Raw genomic sequence first — 22149 nt, 5'->3', positions numbered from 1 at the left:
CGGCGCACCATCGGCATTAGCAGCCCGGCTTTCGCCTGAGCTTAGGCTCGGCGCAAGACCGGGGTTTTTCCTAGTTCGCCCTTCCGCCGTTCCGCGCCCTTCCTGAGCCATTCCAGAGCCTATGTCCGAAAAGCCGCAAAAGCCCGACGCCAACGACTATTCGAAAACCCTGTTCCTGCCGCGGACCGACTTTCCGATGCGCGCGGGCCTGCCGCAGCGCGAGCCGGAAATCCTGGCGCGCTGGAACCAGATCGACCTCTACGCCAAGCTGCGCGAGACGGCGAAAGGCCGCCCCAAATTCGTGCTGCATGACGGGCCGCCCTACGCCAACGGCAACATCCATATCGGCCACGCGCTGAACAAGATCCTCAAGGACGTGGTGACGAAGAGCCAGCAGATGCTCGGTTTCGATTCCAACTACGTGCCGGGCTGGGATTGTCACGGCCTGCCCATCGAATGGAAGATCGAGGAAGAGAACTACCGTTCCAAGGGAAAGCAGAAGCCGGACTTTCGCGATTCCGCGGCCATGGTCGCGTTCCGCCGTGAGTGCCGCGCCTATGCGACGCATTGGCTCAACGTCCAGCGCGAGGAGTTCAAGCGGCTGGGTGTCATCGGCGACTGGGATCATCCCTACGCCACCATGGACTATTTTGCCGAAGCCCAGATCGCGCGCGAATTGATGAAGTTCGCCGCCAACGGTACGCTCTATCGCGGCTCCAAGCCCGTGATGTGGAGCGTGGTCGAGAAGACCGCGCTGGCGGAGGCCGAGGTCGAATACGAGGACCACACCTCCGATACGGTGTGGGTGAAGTTTCCGGTTTCCTCGCCTGCGCATGGCGCGCTGGCGCAGGCGAGCGTCTTGATCTGGACCACCACGCCGTGGACGCTGCCTGGCAATCGCGCCATCAGCTTCTCGCCCAAGATCGCCTATGGCCTCTACGAGGTCACCGATGCACCCGCCGACAATTGGGCCAAGACCGGCGACCTCCTGGTGTTGGCCGATGCGCTGGCCGACAGCATCTTCAAGCAGGCGCGCGTAACCGCTTACGAGAAGGTACGCGACGTCCCGGCCGATACGCTGGATGCCGTGGAATGCACCCATCCGCTGAAGGGCGTTGGCGGCGGCTACCAATTCGTCGTGCCGCTCCTGCCGGGCGACCATGTCACCGAGGATACCGGCACCGGCTTTGTGCACACCGCGCCCGGCCACGGCCGCGAGGATTTTGACGTCTGGACGGCGAATTCGCGCGAACTGGCAAGCCGCGGCATCAGCACCGCAATTCCCTATACCGTCGACGAGAACGGCGCCTTCACCGACCATGCGCCTGGCTTCACCGGCAAACGCGTTCTTAACGACAAGGGCGAGAAGGGCGACGCCAACGAGGCGGTGATCAAGGCGCTGATCGAGCGAGAAATGCTGCTCGCGCGCGGGCGGCTCAAGCACCAGTATCCGCATTCCTGGCGCTCGAAGAAGCCGGTGATCTTCCGCAACACGCCGCAATGGTTCATCGCGATGGACAAGGATATCGCGGACGGCGGCAGGGCGAAGGCCGGCGATACGCTGCGCGCACGGGCACTGCACGCCATCTCGGTGACGCACTGGGTGCCGCCGGCGGGCCAGAACCGCATCAACGGCATGATCGAGAGCCGGCCCGACTGGGTGATCTCGCGCCAGCGCGCCTGGGGCGTGCCGATCGCGGTATTCGTGCGCGAGAAGGGCGACGGCTCGGCCGAAACCCTGATCGACGACGCCGTCAACAATCGCATCGCGGAAGCCTTCGAGAAGGAAGGCGCCGACGCCTGGTACATGGACGGCGCACGGGAGCGCTTCCTCGGCTCGCGCGCCAGCGAAGACTGGCAGAAGGTCGACGACATCCTCGACGTCTGGTTCGACTCCGGCTCGACCCACGCCGTCGTGCTGGAAGACCCGGTTCATTTCCCGGGACTTGCCGGCATCAGGCGCAAGGTCGACGGCGGCCAGGACTGCGTTATGTATCTCGAAGTAAGCGACCAGCACCGCGGCTGGTTCCACTCCTCGCTGCTGGAGAGCTGCGGCACCCGCGGCCGGGCGCCTTACGACTACGTGCTAACCCACGGCTTCACGCTCGACGAGAACGGCCGCAAGATGTCGAAGTCGCTCGGCAATACCGTGGAGCCGCAGAAGGTGATGGCGCAATCCGGCGCCGATATCCTCAGGCTCTGGGTCTGCGCCACCGACTACGCCGACGACCAGCGCATCGGCCCGGAAATCCTGAAGAACACCATCGAAACCTATCGCAAGCTGCGCAACTCGATCCGCTGGATGCTGGGCACGCTGCATCATTTCAAGCCGAGCGAGAGAATCGCCCATGGCGACATGCCCGATCTCGAGCGCTACATGCTGCACGAGCTCAGCGTGCGCGGCGCCATCATCCGCAAGGCCTATGCGGAGTTCGACTACAAGACCGTGGTGGCGACGCTCGCCGCGTTCATGAACACCGAACTCTCGGCACTCTATTTCGACATCCGCAAGGACGCGCTCTATTGCGATCCGCCGTCCTCGACGACGCGCAAGGCCGCGCTGACCGCGATCGACATCATCTGCGATGCGGTTCTGCGCTGGCTGGCTCCGGTCCTGAGCTTTACCTGCGAGGAGGCCTGGCAGCTCTACAAGCCGGCGGACGAGCCGTCGGTGCACCTGACGCTGTTCCCTGATGACCTCGAGCAATACCGCGGGGACGCGCTCGCCGAGAAATGGGAGACGATCCGCGACGTCCGCCGCGTCGTCACCGGCGCGCTCGAGCTCGAGCGCGCGGCCAAGAACATCGGCTCGTCGCTGGAAGCTTCGCCGCTCGTCTATGTCTCGGACGCGGCCATCTTCAGAACGTTGTTCGACGTCGATCTTGCCGAGGTCTGCATCACCTCGAACGCCATGGTGACGAACGAGGATGCGCCCGCCGCCGCGTTCCGCCTCAACGACGTGCCGGGCGTGGCCGTGGTGGTCGAAAAGGCACAGGGCAAAAAATGCGCGCGTTCCTGGAAGATCCTGCCGACCGTCGGCGAGGATCCGGAATATCCCGACGTCACGCCGCGCGACGCGCGCGCCTTGCGCGAATGGAAGGCCCTGGGGGTGAATGTCTGATCTGCCCTGTCGTCTCCGCCCAGTGAGCATCGGGCAGCGCGCACCGCTGTCCCGTAGCGAACGCAAGCCGGCTCCCTGCCCACCGCCGTCAAAGTAAGCAAGAGTCGATGACCGCAAGTCCTTCAAACAACGACCGCCTGGGGTTACACGTCCCGGCTTTCGCCGGGGCGCCTCGGCTCTTGGAGAAAGTCACCTCACCATGACCTCTCCCCTCCGGGCCGGCATCCTTTCCGCCGTGGTCACCATCGTGCTCGACCAGGCATCGAAGCTCTGGCTCCTGTTCGTGTTCGACATCGGCCACCGCGGGGCGGTAAGAGTGACGCCGTTTTTCGACCTGGTGCTGGCCTGGAATATCGGCATCAGCTTCGGCTGGCTGCAGAACGACGGCCAACTGGCGCAGATTGCTCTCATGATCGTCAAGGCGGTGGCGGTCGTTGCCCTGGCGATCTGGATGGCGCACTCGCGCACTTTTCTTGCGACGGTAGGACTCGGCCTCATCATCGGCGGCGCCATTGGTAACGCCATCGACCGCCTGGCCTATGGCGCGGTGGTCGATTTTGCGCTGTTTCACGTCCAGATCGGCGGAAATACCTACAATTGGTACGTGTTTAACCTTGCAGATGTGGCCATTGTTGCTGGGGTAGCGGCCCTATTGTATGACTCCTTCCGAGGGGTACCCGCCGCAAAAGCGCCCTGATCCCGGCCGATACGGACCGTGAACGTGGAACCCTGCTTGCGTGGGTGGGACCGAGACCGGTGCGACCATGCGCCCGGGTAAAAGTAAACGGGTAAGGCAATGCGCTACACCGAAGCAAGCGGCTCCAAAGTGCAGAATTCGGCAGATGTGCTGCTGCGCGCCTTGAGGCTCGGCGCCATCGCACTCGGCATCGGACTGGTCATGACGGCCGGCGCGGCCCGCGCGCAGGACGATGACGACAGCGACATGACGTTCGAGGAAAAGATCATCGACAACTTGATGTCCGGCATCGGCGCCAGGAGCATGGAGAAGCCCGGCATCGACTATCGCGAGCGCTCGCCGCTGGTCGTGCCGCCGAAGCTTGACCTGCCGCCGCCGGCTTCCGCCCCCACGCAAGCGAACGCGCCGAACTGGCCAAAGGATCCGGACGAGGCACGTCGCAAGGCCGCGATCGCAGCCAGGAAGAAGAGCGGCGGCAAGCCGACCCCGTGGGAGGCGGCCCGTCCGCTTACGCCGGCCGAATTGAATGCCGGCCGGACCGCAGCCGCCCCGACCGACAGCAAGGATCCTATCCAACCGGGCGTCAGCACCAATCCGATGTTGAGCGCGGCCGAACTCGGATACACGGGCGGCTTTATGGGATTGTTCAAGGGCAACAGCGGCGAATCGAAGGAATTCAAAGGCGAGCCGCCGCGCTCCTCGCTGGTCGAGCCGCCGCCCGGATACCAGACGCCGTCGCCGAGTTACGCTTACGGCACCGGTCCGGACAAGTCCGGGAGGACGTATTACGACATCATGACCGGCAAGGAAAAACAGCAATAGCGCTGCCTCGCCTCAACATCCCGACGTTCGCGGACGAGGTATCCGCGCCCCGGATGTGTATTCGCTTTTCATTCGAGTCAATGGTGCTTCCCTGCTTCGTGACGCCAGGCCCCGGCTGCATGGTGTAGCATGGCGTGGTTTCGCCCCGGATCTGGTTCGGGCTTTCACAAGGATCATGATGTCTTCACACCGATCGGCAGCTTCCCTGCTCGTTGCGCTCTGCTCGACCCTTGCTCTTTCGACCGGCGGCGCCATTGCCCAGACCACCGTAACCTCACCGCCGCCCGCCACCTTCACGCTCAACAATGGCCTTCAGGTCGTGGTGATCCCGGATCACCGCACGCCCGTGGTCACGCAGATGATCTGGTACAAGGTCGGCTCGGCCGACGAGACGCCCGGCAAGTCCGGTCTTGCCCATTTCCTCGAACACCTGATGTTCAAGGGCACGGCCAAGCATCCGGCAGGCGAATTCTCCCAGACCGTACTGCGCATCGGGGGCAACGAGAACGCGTTCACCTCAGTCGACTACACCGGCTACTTCCAGCGGGTGCCGCGCGATCAATGGCCGAAGATGATGGAATTCGAGGCCGACCGCATGACCGGTCTCATCCTGAAGGATGAGAACGTTCTCCCCGAGCGCGACGTCGTGCTGGAGGAATACAACATGCGGGTCGCCAACAATCCGGAGGCGCGCCTGAACGAACAGATCATGGCCGCGCTCTACCTGAACCATCCCTACGGCAGGCCGGTCATCGGCTGGCGCCAGGAGATCGAGAAGCTCGACCGTGAAGATGCACTGGCGTTCTACCGCCGCTTTTATGCGCCGAACAACGCGATCCTGGTGATCGCGGGCGACGTTGAGGCCGCCGATGTCCGTCCGCTCGCCGAGCGAACGTTCGGCGAAGTCCCGCCGCAGCCCGCGATCCCGGCGCGCCGCATTCGTCCGCAGGAGCCGCAGCCGGCGGCGCCGCGTAGCGTGACGCTGGCCGATCCGCGCGTCGAGCAGCCCAATGTCAGGCGCTATTACCTGGTGCCGTCGGCGGCGACCGCGGCCGCCGGAGAGAGCCCGACTCTCGACGTGCTCGCGCAACTCATGGGCAGCGGCAGCAATTCCTATCTCTACCGTGCGCTGGTGGTCGACCGGCCGCTCGCCGTGAGCGCCAGCGCGAGCTACCAGGGCACTTCGCTCGATCCCACGCAATTCTCGATCTCGGTTTCGCCCAGGCCCGGCGTCGAGTTTGCCCAGGTCGAGCAGGTCATCGACAGCGTGATTGCCGACATTCTGCAAAAACCGATCCGCGCCGAGGACCTCGAAAGGGTCAAGACGCAGCTTATTGCGGAGGCGATCTACGCCCAGGACAACCAGGCGATGCTCGCCCGCTGGTACGGCGGCGCCTTGACCACGGGCCTCAGCATCGAGGACATCAGAGGCTGGCCGGATCGCATTCGCGCGGTTACCGCCGAGCAGGTCCGCGCCGCCGCCGAAAAATGGCTCGACAAGAAGGGCTCGGTGACCGGCTACCTGATCAAGGACACGGTTGCGGCCAAGCGCGAGGAGAAGCGTTCGTGAACTACTATTTCCTTCGCGCCCGACATATTGCCTGCGGCCTGACTGCCGCCCTCGCGCTGACGCTCGCTGCAGCCTCGCCCTCGCATGCCGCAGCCAAGATCCAGCATCTGATCTCGCCGGGGGGTATCGAAGCATGGTTCGTGCAGGACGCGACTGTTCCCCTGATCGCGATGGAATATGCCTTCACGGGGGGCGCTGCCCAGGATCCCGGCGGCAAGCCAGGCATCGCAAATCTCGTCGCCAATCTCCTTGACGAGGGCTCGGGCGAACTCGATTCCAAAGCCTACCACGAGCGGCTGGACCGCCGCGCCATCGAGCTCTCGTTCAGCGCGAACCGCGACGCGTTTCGAGGCAGCGTGCGCATGCTTCGCGACAACAAGGACGAGGCCTTCGACCTCTTGCGCATGGCGCTCACATCGCCGCGCTTTGATCAGGCCGACGTCGAACGCATCCGCTCGCAGGTCATCTCCGGCCTGCGTCGCGATACCACCAATCCAACCGCGCTCGCCGGCCGCAAATTCCTGGAGGTTGCCTTCGGCGATCACCCTTATGGCCGTCAGACCAACGGCACGCTGGAGAGCGTGCCCACCATCACCGTTCCGGACATGAAGGAATACGTCCGGCGGGTACTGGCCAGGGACACGCTCAAGATCGCCGTCGTCGGCGATGTCGATCCGGCAACGCTCGGCAAACTGCTCGATCAGACGTTCGGCGCGCTGCCCGCCAAGGCAAGCTTGACGCCGGTTCCCGCCGTCGAGGCGGCGAGGCCGCCGCAACGCGCTTTCGTTCCGCTCGATGTGCCGCAGACCGTGATCACGTTCGGTGGCCCGGGCGTCAAGCGCAGCGATCCGAAGTTCATGGCGGCCTATGTCGTCAACCACATTCTCGGCGGAGGCGGACTGACCTCGCGGCTCTATCGCGAGGTCCGCGAGAAGCGAGGCCTTGCCTATTCGATCTATGAATCGCTGATGTGGATGGAACACTCCGCGGTTTTCGTCGGTAATACGGGGACACGCGCCGATCGCGCCGGGGACACCATCGAGGCGGTCGAGAAGGAGGTCCGGCGCATCGCCGAGGAGGGTCCGACGCAGAAGGAACTGGACGAAGCCAAGTCCTACCTGAAGGGTTCGCAGATGCTGGCACTCGACACTTCCTCCAAGCTCGCGCAGGCGCTGCTGCAATACCAGCTCGACAAGCTGCCGATCGATTACATCGAGAAGCGCAACGCGATCATCGATGCGGTGACCCTGGACGACGCCAGGGCAGCCGCCAGGCGGCTGTGGAGCCAGGGCCTCCTCACCGTCATCGTTGGCCGCACCCCGCAGGCCGCGGCGCAGCCGGCGCAAGGGGCGCCGCAGAAGACCAACTGATCGCCTGCGGTTACCTCCCGACCGCCCCCGGAACGGGGGCGGAACAATGAGCAACGCACGCCGATTTCAAGACCGCTATGTTGCTGGTCATCGAATCCATGTCCCGGTGACCCATGCTGCGGATAACCCGCGACCTCGCCATCGACGAGGACGACATCCGAATCGAATTCGTGCGCGCCTCCGGGCCCGGCGGCCAGAACGTCAACAAGGTCGCAACCTCGGCGCAGTTGCGCTTCGATGCGCGCAAGCTCGCCCTGCCTGAGGATGCCGCGGCGCGGCTGTCCCGCCTCGCCGGCCAGCGCATGACCAAGGACGGCGTGATCGTGATCCAGGCGCAGCGCTTCCGCACCCAGGAGCGCAACCGCCAGGACGCGATCGATCGCCTGGTCGAACTGCTGCGCGAGGCCATGGTCCGGCCCAAGCCGCGCCGCGCGACCAGGCCGACATTCGCGTCCAAGCAACGGCGCCTTGAGGGCAAGAAGCGGCGCGGCGACATCAAGGCGAGACGCGGCGGAAGGGGCGTTGAGGACTAGGCGCCCCCGCCACCCTTTGTAAGGCTCTCAATCCCCGTCTTGAAGTGTGGGCAGGTCGGACTTGCCCCATGCATTTGCCCGTCCCCACGACTACATTGGGACCGGTCCCCGCGAGTCCCCCATGCCCGTCCGCCAGCTTCCCGAACGCCTCGTCAACCGCATCGCCGCCGGCGAGGTGGTGGAACGTCCTGCCAGCGTCGTGAAAGAGTTGGTGGAGAATGCGATCGACGCCGGCGCGAGCCGAATCGACGTTTTCACGGAGGGCGGCGGACGGCGCCGGGTCGGGATCACGGACGACGGCAGCGGCATGACCGCCGCCGATCTTGAGCTTGCCGTCGAACGCCACGCCACTTCCAAGCTCGACGACGAGGATCTGCTGCAGATCCGCACCCTGGGCTTTCGCGGCGAGGCATTGCCCTCGATCGGGGCAGTGGCGAAGCTCGCGATCACCACCCGCCATGCCAGCGAGCCGCACGCCTGGGCGCTCTCGGTCGAGGGCGGGGCCAAGTCGGACATCATGCCGGCAGCGCTCGCCCATGGCACCCGGGTCGAGGTCAACGAGCTGTTCTTCGCGACGCCGGCGCGGCTGAAATTCCTCAAGAGCGATCGCACCGAGGCCGAAGCTATCCGCGAAGTCGTCCGCCGGCTCGCCATGGCCCGGCCCGATATCGCCTTCACGTTGGCCGGCGAGGAGCGCGCCCCGGTCACCTGGGCGGCCGCGTTGCCCGGCGCGGCGGGCCGGCTGACGCGGCTCGGCGACATCCTGGGGACTGAGTTCCGCGCACACGCCATCGAAGTTCGCGCCGAACGCGACGGCGTGGTCGTCGCAGGGTTTGCCGCCGCGCCGGCCGTGACCCGCGCCAATGCGCTCGGGCAATATCTGTTCGTCAACGGCCGGCCGGTACGCGACAAGCTGATCCTGGGCGCGGTACGCGCTGCCTATGCCGACTATCTGCCGCGCGACCGCCATCCGGTGGTGGCGCTGTTCGTCACGCTGGACCCGCGCGAGGTCGATGCCAACGTGCACCCGGCCAAGACCGAAGTCCGCTTCCGCAATGCCGGCCTGGTACGTGCGCTGATCGTGCATGCCCTGAAAGAGGGCCTGGCGCGCGAGGGCAGGCGCACGGCCGCCAACAGCGGCGGCGAGGCGCTCGCCTCTCTGCGGCCGGCTTTCGCTCCGCGCCCGGGCGACTGGGATTGGCGCCGTTCGCCGGCGCTTCCCGCTGCGCCCCTCACCGCGTTCGAAGACGCGACGATTTCCGCCTTCGCCGAGAGACAACAGGCCGCCTTCGACGTCGGCGGCCCCACCGCCGACGTGCGGATGGAGGTACAGCCGGCCGCCGACCTGATCGACCGCCCGCTCGGCGCCGCGCGCACGCAGATCCACGAGACCTATATCGTCTCGCAGACCCGCGACGGTCTGATCATCATCGACCAGCACGCGGCCCATGAACGTATCGTCTACGAGAGACTCAAGGCGGCGCTGGCCCGCGACGGCGTGCAGCGGCAGATCCTCTTGATCCCCGAGATCGTCGAGATCGACGAAGCGACGGTAGAACGGCTGCTGGCGCGCGCCGAGGAACTCGCCTCGTTCGGGCTCGTGATCGAATCCTTTGGTCCTGGCGCGGTCGCGGTGCGCGAGACTCCCTCGCTGCTTGGCAAGACCGATGCATCCGGCCTGCTGCGTGATCTCGCCGAGCGCATGGCGGAATGGGACGAGGAGCTGCCGCTGGAGCGCCGCCTGATGCACGTCGCCGCCACGATGGCCTGTCACGGCTCGGTGCGCGCCGGGAGAAGGCTCAAGCCCGAAGAGATGAACGCGCTTCTGCGCGAGATGGAAGAGACGCCCAATTCCGGTCAATGCAATCACGGCCGACCGACCTATGTCGAATTGAAGCTCTCGGATATCGAGAAGCTGTTCGGGCGCAGGTAGCAACAAGTTACGAGCTGCTGCTCCTCAAGAACACGAACTCGGTATCGTCATAGGCGCGCCGCTCCACCTCCTTGAAGCCTTCGGGCGCCTTGAACTGCGCGGCTTTCGCTTCCTCGACCACAACGAGCGCGCCCGGCGTCAGCCAGCCGCCGTCGCGCAGAGAGGCGAGCGCCTTCTCGGCAAGGCCCATCGAATAAGGCGGATCGAGGAACACCAGCGAGAACGGCTCGACAGGATGCGCCGGGCCGAGGTTGCTCGCGTCGCGGCGGAACACCTTCGTCACTCCGCCGAGGCCGAGCGATTCGATGTTGTTGCGGAGCAGCGCCCGCGCCTCGGTGCCATTGTCGACAAACAGCGCAAAAGCCGCCCCGCGCGAGATCGCCTCGATGCCCAGCGCGCCGGTGCCGGCGAACAGGTCGACCACGCGCGCGCCTTGAATCGGATCGTCGTAGGCATGCATCAGGATGTTGAACACGGACTCGCGCAGCCGATCCGCCGTCGGACGGATGTCGCGCGAGGAGGGCGAAGCCAGAGTACGGCCCTTCAATCGTCCGCCGACGATGCGCATCAGCCGCCCCTACTCCTCCCGCGGCTTCAGATCGCGCTTGCCGTGATAGCCACGTTTCGGGCGGCGCGGCGGGCCCCAGCCGGCGGCCTCCGCGTCGTTGCGGCCACGTGCCTCTTCGCTGCCGGTGCGCTGCACCAGTACGCGGCGGCCCTTGCGGTCTTCGATGAGTCCGCTCTTGCCGCGCGGCTTGAACGGCTTCTGATCCCGCGATGGTTCGCCCTCCTCGCGAGGCGAGTCCTGCGGCAACCTGCCGAACTCCGCACCCGCCTGCGCGATCAACTTTTCGCCGAGTTGCTCACGGAGCACGCGGGTCTTCACCTCGTCGACTTCGCCTTCGGCGATCTCGCCCAGTTGGAACGGGCCGTAGGAAACCCGGATCAGCCGGTTCACATCCAGCCCGAGATGGGCCAACACATTGCGCACCTCGCGGTTCTTGCCCTCGCGGATCGCAACCACCAGCCACACATTCGCGCCCTGGTCCCGCTCCAGCGTCGCGTCGATCGGCCCGTATTTGACGCCCTCGACCTCGATGCCATTCTTTAACTGATCGAGCTGCGCTTGCGTGATCTCGCCATGGGCGCGGACGCGGTAGCGCCGCAGCCAGCCGGTCTCCGGCAATTCGAGCACGCGCGCAAGCCCGCCGTCATTGGTGAGCAGGAGCAGGCCTTCGGTGTTGAAATCGAGCCGTCCGATGCTGATCAACCGCGGCAGACCCTCGGGCAGATTGTCGAACACGGTCGGCCGCCCTTCGGGATCGTCATGCGTCGTCATCAGCCCGCGTGGCTTGTGATAGAGGAACAGGCGCGTGCGCTCGCGCGGCGGCAACGGCTTGCCATCGACCGCAACGACATCGTTTGGCGTGACGTCGAGCGCCGGTGAATTGATCAGGCGGCCGTTGACGGTCACGCGGCCCTGCACGACCCACTCCTCGGCATCGCGCCGCGAGGCGAGCCCGGCACGGGCCAGCACCTTGGCGATGCGCTCGCCGGTCTTCTTGGGCTTCGGCTCCTCGCGAGGTGCACGCTTGTCGAAATCGGGCTTGCGTTCGCGATAGGCGCCGCGGCCGCCGAAGGCCGGACGCTTGGCGAAGACCTTGCTGTCGTCCTCGTTGTCGCGGCGAGGACGGTCGGCAAAGCGATCCCGGGACCGCGGCTCGCTGCGCGGATGTTCCTGCCAATCGCCACGGCTTTCGGGCTGCTGGCGCGGACGATCGAATTTCGAGTGGTCGGCGCCGTGTTCACCCCGCTCGCCATCGCGATCACGCCGAGGGCGATCGAACTTGGGACGATCCTCGCGCGGCCGATCAAACTTCGGACGCTCGTTGCCACGCTCGCCTGAGCTTCCCTCCCGATCGCGACGGGGCCGATCAAACTTCGGTCGATCCTCGCGGGGGCGATCGAATTTCGGACGATCGCGAAATGGACGATCGCCCGGGGCGCGGTCATCGCGCGAGCGTGAGAACCGCGGACGCTCGCTGCTCTCGCGGCCCTCGCGCGGTCCCGCGTCACGCTTCTGCCACGGCTTCAGGTCTCCCCGCTCGCGGCCCCCGAAATCATTGCTACGGTCCCGACCGCGGCTGCCGAAATCCTTGCGCGGCGCGCGATCGCCTCGGGCGCTGTTGCGATCCTCCCTGGGACGATCCGCTCCGCGCGAAAATTTCCGGTCGTCGCCAAATTTTCTCTCGGGCCGTTCGCCGCGCGGCGCATACGGCCGCTTGTCGCCGAATTTCTTCTCGGAGAATCGCCCCGCCGGGCGCGACTCGCCCCGATCCCGGCCGCGTGGCGCACGGTCATCGCGATCGAAGTTCGGGCGGTCTCCGCGCGGTTTGAATGAGCGCTTCTCGCCGTCGCGCGAGGAACGATCGGCATAGGGCCGATCGCCGCGCGGACGATCGTCGCGCTTGAATCTCGGCCGGTCGCCAGCATCCCGGCGCGGGGCCTCTTCGTCGCGGCTGCGGAACGGGCGGCCCTCGCGCTTGCCGGCGAACGGCTTGTCGCCATCACCCTTGCCGGCAAAGCCGCGCTTGGCGAACTTCTTCTCCGGGCCGCGCGGAACGCCCGAACGGCCCTTGCGCGGGGCCCGGTCACGCCGGCCGCGGGAATCGTTGTCTTTATCGTTGTCGCGGGGCATGAAGGGTTTCTCGCTGTATTGTAAGCTCAAGAGGCGTTCATGCGTGCTCGGTTATCGAGCCGCATTCTCACGCAAAACCGGTATCCACTTTTGCTGAAGGCGCAGCTACTAGCAGGTTTCTTCCGATGATACGAGGCGTGAGTGCCCCATCTTTCATGGATTTGGCCCTGAAAACGGCGGAAAATGCCGGAAAAGCGGGCGAAGTTCCGATCGGATGCGTAATCGTGCGCAATTACAAGGTGATCGCCACGGCAGGTAACCGCACCCTCACCGACTGCGACCCCACCGCCCACGCCGAGATATTGGCGATCCGGCAAGCCGCCGAGGCCATCGGCACCGAACGGCTGGTGGACTGCGATCTCTACGTCACGCTGGAGCCCTGCACCATGTGTGTCGGCGCCATCTCCTTTGCAAGGATCCGACGGCTCTATTACGGCGCCGCCGACCCCAAGGGCGGCGCGGTGGAATCCGGCGTGCGATTCTTTGCCTCCCCGACCTGCCACCATGTCCCTGAAATCTACTCCGCCGTCGGCGAAAGCGAGGCTGCGGCGTTGCTCAAGGACTTCTTCAAGGAACGGCGGTAGGGGACCCTCGTCCTGGGGAAGCAAGCGTCTCGAAGGATGAGGCCACCCCTCGAGACGCATCGCTGCGCGATGCTCCTGGGATGAGGGTTTTCTCTTATTGCGCAAGGAAGAACTCGCGCAACGCCTTGGCGGTGACATCGGGGTTCTCTTCCGTGAGGAAATGCCCGGAATCGACCGGCATGCCCGACACGTTCGTCGCCCACTGCTTCCAGGTTTCGAGCGGCGTCGCCGCGGCGCTCGCAATGCCGGCATCACCCCACAGCGCCAGCATCGGGATCGTGATCTTCTTGCCGGCCTCAAAATCCGCCTTGTCGATCTCGTAATCGGCATAGGCGCCGGCGCGATAGTCTTCGCACATCGCATGCAGTCGCGACGGATCGCGGAACGGCGCGAGATAATGCTCCAGCGCGCGCCTGTCGATGGCGTCGAGATTCGTCGATTTCGTCTGGCTCGCCATCTTGAAGCGCAGGAAGAATTCGCCGTTGCTCGAGATCAGCGTCTCCGGCAGCGGATGCGGCTGCGCCAGGAAGGTCCAGTGATAGATCTTCAGCGCATATTGGCGGTTCATCCGTTCCCAGTAGTTATAGGTCGGCAGAATGTCGAGGACGGCAAGGCGCGACAGCCGGCCGGGATGATCGAGCGCCAGCCGATAGGCGACACGCCCGCCGCGGTCGTGGCCGGCAAGGCCGAAATGCACGTGGCCCAGCCGCTCCATCACGTCCACCATGGCGCGCGCCCTCGCGCGCTTGGTGTCGGGGGTATGATCCGCATCGCTCACCGGCATGTCGGACCAGCCGTAACCGGGCAGGTCGGCGATGATCAGCGTGAAATGATCGGCCAGTTGAGGCGCCACGCGATGCCACATCACATGCGTCTCGGAGAAGCCATGCAGGAGCAGCAGCGGGGGTCCCTCGCCGCCGACGCGGGCGAAGATGCGACCCTGCTCCGTGTTGATCCATTCGGAGGCAAAACCGGGAAACAGATCGGCAAGATCGGACATATATCCTCGCTCTCCCTTGTTCTGTTCGTCATTCCGGGGCGGTGCGGAGCACCGAACCCGGAATCTCGAACTTGGGGAGCCGCCACAGCAAAACAACGTCGAGATTCCGGATCGGCGCTACGCGCCGTCCGGAATGACGGCTCTCAATCCTTTGCCTTCTCCGCTTCCACCGCCTGCCAGCCGATGTCGCGGCGACAGAAGCCGTCCGGCCAGCGGATGCGGTCGATCGCCTGGTAGGCGCGCGCCTGGGCCTCGGTGACGGTCTTGCCCAGGGCGCAGACGTTCAGCACCCGCCCGCCATTGGCGAGGATCGCGCCGTCCGTGGCAGCCGTGCCGGCATGAAAGATCTCGACACCCTCGACCTCCGCGGCATCATCGAGCCCGTCGATGCGGGTCCCTTTCTTGTAGTCGCCGGGATAACCCTTGGCAGCCATCACCACGGTCAACGCGGACTGCGGATACCAGCGCAGATCGAAATTCTTCAGTTGGCCGTCGCAGGCAGCGAGGAATGCCGGCACGATGTCCGACATCATCCGCAGCATCAGAACCTGGCACTCCGGATCGCCGAAGCGGACGTTGAACTCGAACAGTTTTGGGCCCTGCTCCGTCAGCATGATCCCGGCATAGAGCACGCCGCGATACGGCGTGCCGCGGGCCTTCATGCCGGCCACCGTCGGCAGGATGATCTTCGCCATGATCGCGTCGTGAACCTGTGGCGTCACCAGCGGCGTCGGCGAATAGGCGCCCATGCCGCCGGTGTTCGGCCCGACATCGTTGTCGAACACGCGCTTGTGGTCCTGGGCGGACGCCAGCGGAATCGCGGTCTCGCCGTCGCACAGGGCAAAGAAGCTGACCTCGCGGCCGGGCAGGAATTCCTCGATCACGACCTCGGCGCCGGCCGCGCCGAAGGCGCCCTCGAACATCATGGCGATGGCGTCCTCGGCCTCTCGCGCTGTCTGCGCCACCACGACACCCTTGCCCGCGGCAAGCCCGTCGGCCTTGACCACAATCGGCGCGCCTTGGGTGCGGACATAGCCAAGGGCGGCGTCGGCATTGTCAAAGCGCTGATAGGCGCCGGTCGGAATGCCGAACTCGGTGCACAGCGCCTTGGTGAAACCCTTCGAACTCTCGAGCTGCGCAGCTAGCCTGCTCGGCCCGAACGCCTTGATGCCGGCGCTGGCGAGGTCATCGACAATGCCGGCGGCGAGCGGCGTCTCGGGTCCGACCACGACCAATTCAACTGCGTTCTTCTCGCAGAACTCGATCACGGCGGCGTGGTTCGCGACATCGAGCGAGATGCATTCGGCTTCGCGCGCGATACCGGCATTGCCGGGCGCGCACCAGAGCTTCGTCACCAGGGGGGAAGCCGCGATCTTCCACGCCAGGGCGTGTTCGCGGCCGCCGGAACCAAGTAGGAGAATGCGCATGAGATCAGCCAGACCGAAAGTTGCCGCGGTAAGGTAACGGGTTTAGCATGGTGTTGGTTCGCCGCAACAAACGCCGCCGCTGGCGGTGTGGATATGTGGTTGCCCGTGACATTGGCTACCGGTAACCCTGCAAACAGCCCGAATCGATCCATCAAGATGCCGCCAGCGGAAACCCTGCTCAACGCTCCCGAATTCACCGTTTCGGAACTGTCCGTCGCGCTGAAGCGCACGGTGGAAGACGCCTATGGGCATGTGCGCGTGCGCGGGGAGATTTCCGGTTTCCGCGGCGCCCATTCCTCCGGCCACTGCTACTTCGCGCTCAAGGACGAGAACGCCAAGATCGAGGCGGTGATCTGGAAAAGCGCCCTGTACCGGATGCGCTTCAAGCCCCAGGAAGGGCTGGAGGTCATCGCCACCGGCAAGCTCACCACCTATCCGGGCTCCTCCAAGTACCAGATCGTGATCGAGGCGCTGGAGCCCGCCGGTATCGGCGCCTTGATGGCGCTGATGGAAGAGCGCAAGAAGAAGCTCGCCGCCGAAGGCCTGTTCGATGAGGCCCGCAAACAGCTCCTGCCGTGGCTGCCGGAGGTGATCGGCGTCGTCACATCGCCGACGGGCGCCGTGATCCGCGACATCCTGCACCGCCTCGAGGACCGCTTTCCCCGACGCGTCCTGGTCTGGCCGGTCCGGGTGCAGGGCGAAGGCTCGGCCGAGCAGATCGCCGCGGCCATCCGCGGCTTCAACGCGCTGCCGGAAGGGGGGAGGATTCCCCGGCCGGACGTACTGATCGTCGCGCGCGGCGGCGGCTCGCTGGAAGATTTGTGGTCGTTCAACGAGGAGGTCGTGGTGCGCGCCGCGGCCGACAGCATGATCCCGCTGATCTCGGCGGTCGGACACGAGACCGATATCACGCTGATCGATTTCGCTGCCGACAAGCGCGCGCCGACGCCGACCGCGGCGGCCGAGATGGCCGTTCCGGTGCGCAGCGAATTGTTCGCCGAGGTCGCCGACCTCGCGCGCCGCAACCGCGCCTGCTGGCAGCGCGGCCAGGAAAGCCGCCGCAACGAGTTGCGGGCGGCGGCCCGGGCGCTGCCTGCGGCGAGCGAACTGTTGGCTATCCCGCGCCAGCGCCTCGATGGGGCAAGTTCTGCCCTGCCCCGCGGTCTCAAGGCCAACACCCACGCGCATTTCCGCCGCTTCGCGGCGGCCAGCGCCCGCCTGACCTTGCGGGTGCTGCACGGCCAGATCGCGCAATCCGGCCATCGCCTCACCGTCTCCGGTGAACGGCTGCATCTTGCGGCGCGCGGGCTGTTGCGGCAACGGCGCGATCGCTATGGCAGCCTCGCGCTTCGGCTGAAGGCTTCGAGGCTTGCCAACGCGCAGGCGCAGCGCCATGCGATTGCGCGTGAGCGCGAGCGCACCCAGCGCCTTGCCGAGCGCGCCCGACGCGCGCTTGGGACCATGCTGCAACGGCTCGATGCGCGCGTCGACCACAGCAGCAAATTGCTCTCGGCGCTGTCCTATCGCAGCGTGCTGGCGCGCGGCTTTGCGCTGGTGCGCGACGAGGTTGGCCATCCCGTGCACGCGGCAGACAGCGTCACGCCCGGCACGCATCTGTCGATCGAATTCGCCGACGGCCGCGTAGGCGCAACCGCCGACGCCGAAAGCGCGGGACCGGCACCGCGCGATCCAGGCCAGCCCAAGCCAAGCCACTCCAAGCCAAGCCAGTCCAAGCCAAGCCAGTCCGAGCCTTCCTCCCGCGAAGCCAAGCCGGCGCCCAAACGCGTAGCCAAGCCGGTCGATCAGGGCAGCCTGTTCTGACGACGGCATTGAACCACATCTGATGCTTGAATCGTCGTGCCCGGGCGTGTCCAGGCTTGCCCGGCCATCCACGCGTTGCCGCTCGCGAGGAAAGACGTGGATGCCCGGGAAGTCTGGCGCGCAGACGCGCTTCGCGCTTTTGCCCGGCATGAGGATGAAGCGTGTGGCGCATTCTTCCTCAACATCGTCATTGCGAGCGAAGCGAAGCAATCCAGAGTTGTGCCGCGGAGAGAGTCCGGATTGCTTCGTCGCTCACGCTCCTCGCAATGACGCATGAGGCACGAGTCCGCATTCTCGCGGCGCGGTGCGCCCGAGGTTTGCTGTCCTCTTCACCCTCTTGAGAAACAGAGGGCGCAGGGAAGACCGGGTGCCCGCTGCACCCGCGGTCTCGTGTGCGTATTGCGCAAAGAAGCTGCACACGAGCATACAGGTACAGCCGACGACACCCGGCAGTGGCTTTACGGCTTATGCCGCGCTCTCCCCGGCGACGAATTCTTGTTTGTCACCGTCGCTCCGCAGATTGGCGGCGAAAGCCGAACCCGGTCGGGCAGCTTCGCCTCCGCGAAGCTTGACTGCAGCAACGGCAGCCAGGACCACACGGTTTTGCCGTACGCGAGCAACATCGTTCGTCCTGCGCGCCGGTCGATCACTCACGAGAAGACTCGCCCTGCGATTCCGTTTTCGCGCCGACGCCGTCGCGTCCACCGCATCCCAGCCCGCGTTTCGTGACGATCGCGATACGCCCCTCGTGTCGGGTGAGACGAGTCGCGTATACGCCAATTCCGAATTCGGTAAACGAGAAATATTTATGTCGCGGACGCTTGACAGGTTTTGAGGCGATTTGCCCGACAGCAAGTAACACGCGAGATCGCCGCGAAAACATCACAAATCGGTGGGATTTGACGGGCGGACATCAGCACTTATCTATGCTAGATCGAATCCACAAACGCATCCCCTTCGGGGACCGATCGGAGAGTTTCGACCTTGCTGAACAAGTTCGGCCCCTCGGGCCATGGCGAAGCGCAGGTGCAATATCTTGATGGCGATTTCCGCGTGATCTCGCCGGGAACCTATGTGCGCTGCGCGGTCACCGACGTCCGGATCCCGCTCGACGAGCTCAAATATTGGAGCGTCGACCTGCAGGAGGCCTACTCGCTTCCGAGCTCCGTGCTGCAACGGCATTTTCCCCGCGCGGTGAAGTCCGAGGGTTGAACCGAGAGGAAGATGCATGGTGGGCACGCTGCGCTTTGCCCACCCTACCTTGCAGTTACCTTCCCGCGAGCCTGCGCTCGCGCGCCTTGAACAGGCGCTCGGTGACGAACTTCCGCATCTTCGCCGGGTCGTCGAACTCAAGCACGACCGCAAAGGGCACGACGGAGTCGGCCCCATCGGGCAGCCCTTCACTGCCGCGCAGCCGCGCCAGATCCTTCTCGGTCGTGACGAGAGTCAACCCCTCGCGTCCGGCCTCGGCCAGCAGTTCCTCGAGCTCGCCCTTCGAAAAGAAATGGTGATCGGCAAAGGGGCGCGCCTTGACCACGTCGATCCTGCTGGCGCGCAGCGTCCGGAAGAAGCGCTGTGGATCGCCGATGCCGGCGAAGGCCAGGACGCGCCGGCCAAACAGTTCGGCTACCGATCCGGCATCCGGCTTCAACCGCGCTCCTAGAACCGGCTTGTCCTGCGCGGCGATCTCGGCGGCGAGCCCATCGGCGGCGTGGCCGTCACCGATCACGACCAGCGCATCGGTGCGCGCCATTTGCGCACCCAGCGGCGCGCGCAACGGTCCCGCCGGAAACACCTTGCCGTTGCCGAGCCCCCGTTCGCTGTCGATCACGATCAGCGAGGCATCCTTGTGGATGGCCGGATTCTGGAAGCCGTCGTCCATCAGGACCACTGTCGCGCCTTGCGACTTGGCAAGCGCCAGGCCCCCGATACGGTCGCGCGACACGGCAACCTGAATGCCGCGCGCCATCATCAGCGGCTCGTCCCCGACATCGGCGGCGCTGTGCCGGTTGCGGTCGACCATGACCGGCCCACGCAGCCGTCCGCCATAGCCGCGGCTGAGGACCACCGGTTTCTCGCCGAGCTCGCGCAGGAGCTTCGCCAGGGCCAGAACGGTGGGCGTCTTGCCGGCGCCACCGACGTGATAATTGCCGACGCAAAGGACCGGGATGCCGGCCTCCAGGCCCTTGCGCTCGAGCCGGCGCGCGGCGATGGCGCCGTAGAGCGCGCCAAGGGGCCGTAGCAAATGCGACTTGAAGGATCGTGGCCGGTACCAGAAGGCCGGCTCACGCATTGGCGGCTCCCATTTCAAGCCGCAGCTGCAACAGATACGGCTCGAGCGCGTTCAGCGTGCGCTCCAGGGCGCCGCCGAGCTCCTCGACAACACCCTCCCCGGCGCGACGCACGGTCTCCCGCGCGGCGGTGTCGGCAAGCCATTGTCCGAGCTGCTTCACCAGCGCCTCCTGGGTGTCGACGCGGCGTGCGCCTCCGGCAACATCGAGCGCCTCGTAGACGTCGGTGAAATTGAACACGTGAGGGCCGTGGACGACGGCGGCCCCTAACTTGACCGCCTCGACCGGATTCTGCCCGCCGTGTTCGATCAGCGACCCGCCCATGAACACGATCGGCGCCAGCCGGTAGAACAGCCCGAGTTCGCCCATCGTATCGGCGACATAGATCTCGGTCGCGCCTGTCGGCAATTCCTCGCGCGAGCGCAGCGCGGCGTTGAGGCCGGCAGCCGCCACCGTGCGCGCGATCGACGCGCCGCGGTCGGGATGGCGGGGCACGTTCACCGTCAGCAGCGACGGGAAGAATCCCGCCAGCGTACGATGGGTCTCGATCAGGATTTCCTCTTCGCCCGGATGGGTCGATGCCGCCACGATGATGGGGCGCCCGCGCGTCAGCGACATCAGCCGTTCCAGCTTGGCCGGATCGGCAGGCGGCGCGGGCACATCGAGCTTCAGGTTGCCCGTGGTGACGACATTGGGGCTGCCGAGCGCCGCAAAGCGCTCGGCGTCCGTGTGCGATTGCGCAAGGCAGATATCGAACTTGCCGAGCAGGGTCGCGATGGTGCCGGAGAATTGCCGCCAGCGCGGGAAGGAGCGCGGCGACATCCGCCCGTTGATCAGGACCATCGGCAGCCGCCGCGCCGCACCGGCGAGGATCAGGTTGGGCCACAGGTCCGATTCGATGAACAGCGCGAGGGAAGGCCGCCAGTGGTCCAGGAAACGCGCCACAAAGCGCGGGGAATCGTACGGAACGTATTGGTGGATGATGTCGGGGGGAAAGCGTTTGGCGACGACCGCGGCCGACGTCACCGTCCCCGAGGTGAGGAGTATCCGGATATTCGCCTCGCGCAGCTTCTGGATCAGGGCCGCAGCCGCCAGCACCTCGCCGACGCTGGCACCATGGATCCAGACCAGCGGTCCCTGCGGCCGGGTATCCTGGCTCAGGCCCCTGCGCTCGGCGACCCGGGCCGGATCCTCCTTGCCCAGCTTGAGGCGGCGCTTGATCAGCGCCGGCGCAAGCGGCACCATCGCCGTCGACAAGTGCCGGTACATTCGCAGCGTCATCGGCAGCGAATCAGGCATTGCCGTTTTCCCGGCCCTTTTCCGGCCCCCCCTCGGGGCGACCCACAAGCTCATAGGCGCGGCGCGTGGCTTCGTTCAAGGTGGCTTCGAGTTCCTGGCGCAGGTTCTCCATGGTCTCGGAGTCTGCATCAGGCGGCACGTTGATTTCCTTGATCCCGACCAATGCGCCTCGCCCAAATGGCAAATTGATGGTGGTACGATCCCAATTGTCGAGGCGGACGTACCGGCTGGTCGCCATCGCGAAAGGCATGATCGGCCGTCCCGATTCCCTTGCCAGCATGATAATGCCAAGTCCTGCGACCCGGGCGCGCTTCGGCACGTCCGCGGTCAGGGCAACATTATAGTTGTCATCGAGCGCGCGCACCATTTCCTTGAACGCGCCGACGCCGCCCTTGCGGTGGAATGCCGAACCATGATCGCCGGAGCCGCGAATCGATCCGATGCCCAGGCGCTCGGCGACGATGGCATTGTATTCGCCGTCGCGATGCCGCGAAATCAAGACCTTGGCGCGGTAGCTCTCCTTGTTCTTGATGAACGGAGTCATGAAATGCTGGCCGTGCCAAAAGGCGAAGATTGCGGGCATCTGCGGCTCGACCCGCTGATAGATGTCGGGCGGATCGATGATGACCTTGTTGGTCCGCCACACCAGCCGGAGATACTCGGCCGCCAGAACCCCGACGGCACACTGAAACCAGCTGCTTCGCAGCGTATCGCGAAGCAGTCGTTTCAAACTGACGGCTTTGTGTCGTGGCCCGGGTCGAGTAACCGGTGAAGGTGGACGATAAAGTAGCGCATATGCGCGTTGTCGACCGTCTGCTGGGCCTTGGCCTTCCACGCCGCATAGGCGCCGGTGTAGTCCGGAAACACGCCGACAATATCGACCTTGTCGAGATCCTTGAACGTGTTGCGCTCGAGATCGATCAGCTCGCCACCAATGACGAGATGGAGCAGTTGCTGCTGCGGGGCATTATCCGACATGACAG

The 22149-nt window shown here is 65.5% G+C and carries 18 protein-coding genes; 10 read left to right on the top strand and 8 right to left on the bottom strand.

Annotation, left to right across the window (positions count from 1 at the left end; translation table 11 throughout):
- The first annotated feature begins 121 nt into the window (after positions 1-121).
- From ileS to mutL, 7 genes are all read left to right on the top strand, one after another.
- Positions 122-3121 (top strand): isoleucine--tRNA ligase, encoded by a 3000-nt coding sequence (gene ileS / locus HY852_RS05185; RefSeq protein ID WP_291603104.1) that lies wholly within the window; start codon positions 122-124, stop codon positions 3119-3121.
- A 199-nt stretch (positions 3122-3320) separates the two neighbouring features.
- Positions 3321-3818: a signal peptidase II gene (gene lspA / locus HY852_RS05180; protein WP_291603102.1), complete on the top strand. Its 498-nt coding sequence runs from the start codon at positions 3321-3323 to the stop codon at positions 3816-3818.
- Between the two features lie 99 nt (positions 3819-3917).
- A complete protein-coding gene (locus HY852_RS05175) occupies positions 3918-4640 on the top strand; it encodes a hypothetical protein (protein ID WP_291603100.1) in 723 nt (240 codons plus the stop codon).
- A 178-nt stretch (positions 4641-4818) separates the two neighbouring features.
- Positions 4819-6210, top strand: coding sequence for a pitrilysin family protein (locus HY852_RS05170; protein ID WP_291603098.1), 1392 nt, complete (start codon positions 4819-4821; stop codon positions 6208-6210).
- The gene (locus tag HY852_RS05165; protein ID WP_291603096.1) at positions 6129-7580 is read left to right on the top strand and encodes a pitrilysin family protein; all 1452 of its coding nucleotides are present in this window, start codon (positions 6129-6131) and stop codon (positions 7578-7580) included. Before HY852_RS05170 ends, HY852_RS05165 begins: the two co-directional genes overlap by 82 nt.
- Positions 7581-7693: 113 nt before the next feature.
- A complete protein-coding gene (gene arfB / locus HY852_RS05160) occupies positions 7694-8113 on the top strand; it encodes an alternative ribosome rescue aminoacyl-tRNA hydrolase ArfB (RefSeq protein WP_291603095.1) in 420 nt (139 codons plus the stop codon).
- A 121-nt stretch (positions 8114-8234) separates the two neighbouring features.
- Positions 8235-10046 carry a DNA mismatch repair endonuclease MutL gene (mutL, locus tag HY852_RS05155; protein WP_291603093.1) on the top strand — a complete coding sequence of 604 codons (1812 nt, stop codon included), beginning with the start codon at positions 8235-8237 and terminating at the stop codon, positions 10044-10046.
- Between the two features lie 7 nt (positions 10047-10053).
- On the opposite strand, the gene rsmD is transcribed toward mutL, so the two are convergent.
- Both rsmD and HY852_RS05145 read right to left on the bottom strand, forming a co-directional pair.
- Positions 10054-10614 carry a 16S rRNA (guanine(966)-N(2))-methyltransferase RsmD gene (gene rsmD / locus HY852_RS05150; RefSeq protein ID WP_291603090.1) on the bottom strand — a complete coding sequence of 187 codons (561 nt, stop codon included), beginning with the start codon at positions 10612-10614 and terminating at the stop codon, positions 10054-10056.
- A gap of 9 nt (positions 10615-10623) precedes the next feature.
- A complete protein-coding gene (locus HY852_RS05145; protein WP_291603088.1) occupies positions 10624-12744 on the bottom strand; it encodes a pseudouridine synthase in 2121 nt (706 codons plus the stop codon).
- A 125-nt stretch (positions 12745-12869) separates the two neighbouring features.
- Between HY852_RS05145 and HY852_RS05140 the strand changes: the two genes are divergently transcribed.
- Complete coding sequence (locus HY852_RS05140) at positions 12870-13328, top strand: nucleoside deaminase (protein ID WP_291603086.1); 459 nt, start codon at positions 12870-12872, stop codon at positions 13326-13328.
- A gap of 94 nt (positions 13329-13422) precedes the next feature.
- Here the strand turns inward: HY852_RS05140 and HY852_RS05135 are convergent, their stop codons facing one another.
- Positions 13423-14328, bottom strand: a complete 906-nt coding sequence (locus tag HY852_RS05135) for an alpha/beta hydrolase (RefSeq protein ID WP_291603084.1) — start codon at positions 14326-14328, stop codon at positions 13423-13425.
- Positions 14329-14471: 143 nt separating this feature from the next.
- Positions 14472-15755 carry a phosphoribosylamine--glycine ligase gene (gene purD / locus HY852_RS05130; protein WP_291603082.1) on the bottom strand — a complete coding sequence of 428 codons (1284 nt, stop codon included), beginning with the start codon at positions 15753-15755 and terminating at the stop codon, positions 14472-14474.
- Positions 15756-15911: 156 nt separating this feature from the next.
- Here purD and xseA point away from each other — a divergent pair, with 156 nt between their 5' ends.
- Both xseA and HY852_RS05120 read left to right on the top strand, forming a co-directional pair.
- On the top strand, positions 15912-17576 hold the full coding sequence (gene xseA / locus HY852_RS05125) for an exodeoxyribonuclease VII large subunit (protein ID WP_291603080.1): 1665 nt from the start codon (positions 15912-15914) through the stop codon (positions 17574-17576).
- 984 nt (positions 17577-18560) lie between these two features.
- Positions 18561-18788, top strand: coding sequence for a DUF2093 domain-containing protein (locus HY852_RS05120; RefSeq protein ID WP_291603078.1), 228 nt, complete (start codon positions 18561-18563; stop codon positions 18786-18788).
- A gap of 55 nt (positions 18789-18843) precedes the next feature.
- Here the strand turns inward: HY852_RS05120 and lpxK are convergent, their stop codons facing one another.
- The 4 genes from lpxK to HY852_RS05100 are packed head-to-tail and all read right to left on the bottom strand — an operon-like array spanning position 18844 to position 22144.
- Complete coding sequence (gene lpxK, locus HY852_RS05115) at positions 18844-19869, bottom strand: tetraacyldisaccharide 4'-kinase (protein ID WP_291603076.1); 1026 nt, start codon at positions 19867-19869, stop codon at positions 18844-18846.
- Positions 19862-21166 carry a 3-deoxy-D-manno-octulosonic acid transferase gene (locus HY852_RS05110; protein ID WP_291603075.1) on the bottom strand — a complete coding sequence of 435 codons (1305 nt, stop codon included), beginning with the start codon at positions 21164-21166 and terminating at the stop codon, positions 19862-19864. Before HY852_RS05110 ends, lpxK begins: the two co-directional genes overlap by 8 nt.
- Positions 21159-21896 (bottom strand): lysophospholipid acyltransferase family protein, encoded by a 738-nt coding sequence (locus HY852_RS05105; protein ID WP_291603074.1) that lies wholly within the window; start codon positions 21894-21896, stop codon positions 21159-21161. Before HY852_RS05105 ends, HY852_RS05110 begins: the two co-directional genes overlap by 8 nt.
- Entirely contained in the window at positions 21893-22144 is a 252-nt protein-coding gene (locus tag HY852_RS05100) for a DUF4170 domain-containing protein (RefSeq protein WP_291603073.1), read from the bottom strand. Before HY852_RS05100 ends, HY852_RS05105 begins: the two co-directional genes overlap by 4 nt.
- Positions 22145-22149: the final 5 nt, after the last annotated feature.

Origin of the sequence: Bradyrhizobium sp. (assembly GCF_016213215.1) — a bacterium.
GTDB lineage: Bacteria > Pseudomonadota > Alphaproteobacteria > Rhizobiales > Xanthobacteraceae > Bradyrhizobium.
The sequence above is the reverse complement of the archived record's forward strand: the minus strand, read 5'-3'. Positions and strand labels throughout refer to the sequence as shown.